The sequence below is a fragment of the Saccharomonospora saliphila YIM 90502 genome, assembly GCF_000383795.1.
Classification (GTDB): domain Bacteria; phylum Actinomycetota; class Actinomycetes; order Mycobacteriales; family Pseudonocardiaceae; genus Saccharomonospora; species Saccharomonospora saliphila.
On record NZ_KB912619.1, the window covers coordinates 1 to 5639 of the forward strand.

The following is a 5639-nucleotide window of genomic DNA, read 5'->3' on the forward strand; positions in this document are numbered from 1 at the left end:
TGGAGCGGGCGCGGCGGGACTCCTCGGCCCGCCGGTATGTGGGCTGACCCGTCTGGCAACCCGGTGCCGGGGCACCGCGCCACGGGAGGCGGCGGCGGGCCGTGTCGCGCCCACGGTTGACGCGGGGGCCTACCGGGTAGGCCCCGGGCGGACAACGGTACGTCGCCGCGCAAAGGGAGTGTGTCCATGACCGGCTTCTTCGGTGCCGATCCCGGTTCGAGCCCGTTCGACCAGCTGCTCGCGCAGTTCTTCGGCAACGCGGTGCCGGGCCGCAGGCCGCACGCGGTGGGCATCACGCGGCTCATGAGCGAACAGGCGCTGGCGCTCGTGTCGGCCGCCGTGCGGCAGGTGGGCGAGTGGAACGCCAGCGAACTCGACTCGACACACCTGCTGTGGGCCGCGACCCGGGTGCCCGGTAGCCGCGAGCTGATCCAGCGCGCGGGCGCGGACCCCGACGCGCTGGCCGGGAAGGTGGAACGGGAGGAGCGCGGTGAGCAGCCCCGCGGCGGGATGCCCGTGCTCACGCCGAGCGCCAAGCGCACCCTGCTCGACGCCCACCAGATCTCGCGTGGACTGCGCTCGTCCTACATCGGGCCGGAGCACGTACTGCTGGCCCTCGTGGCCAACCCCGACTCGCGGGCGGGGCGGATGCTCGCCGAGGCCGGGATCACGCCCGAGTCGATGCAGCGGGCGATCTCGAGCCCGACGAGCCCGCCCGGCACCGCGCGCTCCGCGGGTCAGGAGCAGCAGCAGGCCAGCGACACCCCGACGCTCGACACCTACGGGCGCGACCTCACCGAGATGGCGCACAACGGCGAGATCGACCCGGTGGTGGGCCGCGACGACGAGATCGAACAGACCATCGAGGTGCTGTCCCGGCGTACCAAGAACAACCCGGTCCTGATCGGCGAGGCCGGGGTCGGCAAGACCGCCATCGTCGAGGGGCTCGCGCAGCGCGTCGCCGACGGTCAGATTCCCGAGACGCTCGGCGAGCGCCGGGTCGTGCAGCTCGACATCGCCGCGATGGTGGCGGGCACCCGCTACCGGGGCGACTTCGAGGAGCGGATGACGAAGCTACTCGACGAGCTGCGCAACAAGCGCGGTTCGCTGATCGTGTTCATCGACGAGCTGCACACCGTGGTGGGCGCGGGTGCCTCCGAGGGGTCGATGGGCGCGGGCAACATGCTCAAGCCCGCGCTGGCACGGGGGGAGCTGCACGTCGTCGGCGCCACGACGCTCGACGAGTACCGGCGCAACATCGAGAACGACCCCGCGTTCGAACGCCGCTTCCAGCCGATCCTGGTGCCCGAGCCCAACGTCGAGGACACGCTGGCGATCCTGCACGGCCTGCGGGACCAGTACGAGGCCCATCACCAGGTGCGGTTCACCGACGAGGCACTCTCGGCCGCGGCGACGCTGTCGGACCGCTACGTCACCGACCGGTACCTGCCGGACAAGGCCATCGACCTGGTCGACCAGGCAGGGGCCCGGGTGCGGATGCGCACCGGACGCAGGCCCGACCAGCTCCGCGACATGGAGGCCCGGCTGGAGCAGCTCTGCCGCGACCGCGACCAGGCCGTCAGCGAGGAGCACTACGAGCGGGCCTCGTCCTTGCGCGACGAGATCAACACGCTGCGCGAGCGCATCGCGGAGCAGAGCCGCGGCGAACGGCCGTCGGAGGGTCTCGACGTGACCGCGGTCGACATCGCCGAGGTGGTCTCCCGCATCAGCGGGGTGCCGGTCGCGCAGCTCACCCAGGAGGAGCGGGAGCGCCTGCTCGGCCTCGAGGAGCACCTGCACGGCCGGGTCGTCGGGCAGGACGAGGCCGTGCGGGCCGTGGCCGAGGCGGTGCGCCGCACGCGGGCCGGGCTGGCCGAGCCGAACCGGCCGTCGGGCAGTTTCCTGTTCCTCGGGCCGACGGGCGTCGGCAAGACCGAACTCGCCCGCGCGCTGGCCGAAGCGCTGTTCGGCAGCGACGACCACATGATCCGGCTCGACATGTCCGAGTACGGCGAGCGGCACACCGTGAGCAGGCTCGTCGGGGCGCCACCCGGCTACGTCGGCTACGAGGAAGCGGGCCAGCTCACCGAGGCGGTGCGCCGGAGCCCGTACTCGGTGATCCTGCTCGACGAGATCGAGAAGGCGCACGGCGACGTGTTCAACCTGCTGTTGCAGGTACTGGAAGACGGCAGGCTCACCGACGGACGGGGCCGTACGGTCAACTTCACCAACGCGGTGCTCATCATGACCAGCAACATCGGCTCGGAGCTCGTGCTCAGCGGCACGCAGGGCGCCCTCGGGTTCGTCCCGACGGACGAGTCCGACACCGAGCAGCCGTTGCGGGAGCGGTTGATGCGGCGGCTCAGGGAGAACTTCCGGCCCGAGTTCCTCAACCGCATCGACGAGATCATCGTCTTCCGCAAGCTCTCGGCCGAACAGCTTGAGCAGGTGACCTCGATGCTGCTCGAGGAGACCAAGCGCAAGGCGCACGCCCAGGACGTCGAGGTCCTCGTCGAACCGGACGCGGTCCGCTGGTTGTCCGAGGCGGGTTACCAGCCCGAGTACGGGGCACGCCCGCTGCGCCGCACCATTCAGCGCGAGGTCGACAACGTGCTCTCGACGATGCTGCTGAACGGGGAGGCCGGTGAGGGCTCCCGCGTCACCGTCGGGGTGCGGGACGGCAGGCTCACCTTCGACGTCACCTCGGACTCGCTCAGCGAGTCGTCGAGCTAGCCGGGGCGGGCCCTCACGCGCCGACGTAGGTCGCGAGGTGCTCGCCGGTGAGGGTGGAGCGGGCGGCGACGAGGTCGGCGGGGGTGCCCTCGAAGACGACCCGGCCGCCGTCGTGGCCCGCGCCGGGCCCCAGGTCGATGATCCGGTCGGCGTGGGCGATCACGGCCTGATGGTGCTCGATCACGATGACCGAGCTGCCGGAGTCGACGAGCCGGTCGAGCAGGCCGAGCAACTGCTCGATGTCGGCGAGGTGCAGGCCGGTGGTGGGCTCGTCGAGGACGTATACCGCTGCGTCGCCCATGTTGGTGGCCAGTTTGAGCCGCTGCCGCTCGCCGCCGGACAGTGTCGTCAGCGGCTGCCCGAGACGGAGATACCCGAGCCCGACGTCGGCGAGCCGTTCGAGGATCTTGTGCGCGGCCGGGGTGCGCGCCGCACCGGCGGCGAAGAACTCGCGGGCCTCGGCCACCGACATCGCGAGGACCTCGCTGATGTCCTTGCCGTCGGACGCCCCGCCGAGTTTGTACTCCAGCACCGAAGCCTGGAAGCGCCTGCCCTCACACTCCTCGCAGGTGATGGCGACGCCCGCCATGATCGCCAGGTCGGTGTAGACGACCCCGGCGCCGTTGCAGTTGGGACACGCGCCTTCGGAGTTCGGGCTGAACAGCGCGGGCTTCACGCCGCCCGCCTTGGCGAACGCCTTGCGGATCGGGTCGAGCAGCCCCGTGTAGGTGGCCGGGTTGGATCGGCGGGAACCCTTGATGGCGGCCTGGTCGACGACGACCACGTCGTCCCGGCCCGCGAGGTTGCCGTGGATCAGCGAGGTCTTGCCCGAGCCCGCCACGCCGGTGACGACGGTGAGCACGCCGGTCGGGACGTCGACGTCGATGCCGGCGAGGTTGTTCTGCCGCGCGCCCCGGATCTCCAGCGCGCCCGTGGGTGTGCGCACCGAGTCCTTGAGCACGGGCCGGTCGTCGAGGTGGTGGCCGGTGAGGGTGTCGCTGGCACGCAGCCCGGCGACGGTTCCCTCGAAGACGACCTGCCCTCCGTGATACCCGGCTCCGGGGCCGAGGTCGACGACGTGGTCGGCGATCGCGATCGTGGCAGGCTTGTGTTCGACGACGAGCACCGTGTTGCCCTTGTCCCGCAGGCGCAGCAGCAACTCGTTCATCCGCTGGATGTCGTGCGGGTGCAGGCCGATGGTGGGCTCGTCGAAGACGTAGGTGACGTCGGTCAGTGACGACCCGAGGTGGCGGATCATCTTGGTGCGCTGGGCCTCGCCGCCCGACAGCGTGCCCGCGGGGCGGTCGAGCGAGAGGTAGCCCAGCCCGATCTCGACGAAGGAGTCGAGCGTCTCGCTCAGCGCCGTCAGCAGCGGAGCCACCGTCTCCCGCGGCGGACCGGCGCCGTCGTCCGCGCGAGCGGTGTCCCCGGATTCGGCCAGCCCGCGTACCCACTCGGCCAGGTCGCTGATCTGCATCGCGCAGGCGTCGGCGATGGAGATTCCGTGGATCTTCGACGACCGCGCTTCCTCGGACAGCCGGGTGCCGCCGCACTCGGGGCAGTCGGTGAAGGTGATCGCGCGGTCCACGAACGCACGGATGTGCGGCTGCATCGCCTCGCGGTCCTTGGACAGCATCGACTTGCGCAGTTTCGGGATCAGGCCCTCGTAGGTCAGGTTGATGCCGTCCACCTTGATCTTGGTCGGCTCCTTGTAGAGCAGGTCGTGCAGCTCGGCCTCGGTGAACTCCCGGATCGGCTTGTCCGGGTCGAAGAAGCCGCAGCCGCTGTAGATGCGGCCGTACCAGCCGTCCTTGCCCCAGCCGGGGATGCGGAACGGCCCCTCGTTGAGCGACTTGCTGTCGTCGTACATCGCGGACAGATCGAAGTCGGACACCGAGCCCCGGCCCTCGCAGTGCGGGCACATGCCGCCGGTGATGCTGAACTCGCGCCGCTCCTTCACGGTGCTGCCGCCACGCTGAAACGTGACCGCGCCCGCCCCGCTGATCGAGGCGACGTTGAAGGAGAATGCCTGGGGCGAGCCGATGTGCGGCTGCCCGAGCCTGCTGAACAGGATGCGCAGCATCGCGTTGGTGTCGGTGGCCGTGCCGACCGTGGAGCGCGGGTCGGAGCCCATCCGTTCCTGGTCGACGATGATCGCGGTCGTCAGCCCGTCGAGCACGTCGACGTCGGGGCGGCTCATGGTCGGCATGAAGCCCTGCACGAAGGCGCTGTAGGTCTCGTTGATCATCCGCTGCGACTCCGCGGCGATCGTGCCGAACACCAGCGAGCTCTTGCCCGAGCCGGACACGCCGGTGAACACCGTCAGCCTGCGCTTCGGGATCTCGACGCTGACGTCGCGGAGGTTGTTCTCGCGCGCGCCGTGTACGCGGATCAGCTCGTGACTGTCGGCGACGTGCCGCTCGGGCGAGTGCGTGTCCGTGCTCGTGGCCGTGTTCATCGTGTCTCCCTCTGCTCCGCGGGTCCGTCGTCCGGCGTCGGCCTGCTCAGGCTCGATTCAACCAGCTCGGCGCCTGCGCCGAGCCGGGATCCGGGCACACGGACGCGGGCGCGCGGGAGCCGGGCACGATGGCGGGCGAGGACGGGAGTCGGCGAGCACCGCCTCCGCGGCATCCCGGCCGGAGCGACCGGCCATGACGGCCCCGGTCAGGACCCGGTCTCCTGGACGGCGGTGGCAGGCAGCACGCGCTCGTAGACCCGGCAGGTGTCGGCCGCGATGCGCTCCCACGAGTACCGGCAGCGGGCCCGGTCGGCGCCCGCGATGCCGTAGGCGTCCCGCAGGGCCGCGTCGGCGAGCAGCCTCCGCACCGCATCCCCGATTCACCTACCTGGCTGCCTGCGTGGAGTGCTTCACGAGGGGTAGCTTCCGTGGTGGCGGCGCCGAACCC

The 5639-nt window shown here is 71.0% G+C and carries 2 protein-coding genes and 1 pseudogene; 1 reads left to right on the top strand and 2 read right to left on the bottom strand.

The annotated features are described in order from the left end of the window. Window positions 1-186: 186 nt before the first annotated feature. Complete coding sequence (locus SACSA_RS0102675) at window positions 187-2733, top strand: ATP-dependent Clp protease ATP-binding subunit (RefSeq protein WP_019813276.1); 2547 nt, start codon at window positions 187-189, stop codon at window positions 2731-2733. A gap of 13 nt (window positions 2734-2746) precedes the next feature. On the opposite strand, the gene SACSA_RS0102680 is transcribed toward SACSA_RS0102675, so the two are convergent. Both SACSA_RS0102680 and SACSA_RS24295 read right to left on the bottom strand, forming a co-directional pair. After that, window positions 2747-5191: an ATP-binding cassette domain-containing protein gene (locus SACSA_RS0102680; RefSeq protein WP_019813277.1), complete on the bottom strand. Its 2445-nt coding sequence runs from the start codon at window positions 5189-5191 to the stop codon at window positions 2747-2749. Window positions 5192-5397: 206 nt separating this feature from the next. Then, window positions 5398-5571, bottom strand: a pseudogene (locus SACSA_RS24295) (glycosyltransferase); the annotation flags it as partial. Between the last annotated feature and the right edge of the window lie 68 nt (window positions 5572-5639).

What these genes read in the sequence shown, in the direction of transcription:
- SACSA_RS0102675 (WP_019813276.1), top strand. Translation starts at nt 187, where the DNA reads ATGACCGGCTTCTTCGGTGCCGATCCCGGTTCGAGCCCGTTCGACCAG.
- SACSA_RS0102680 (WP_019813277.1), bottom strand. Translation starts at nt 5,191, where the DNA reads ATGAACACGGCCACGAGCACGGACACGCACTCGCCCGAGCGGCACGTC.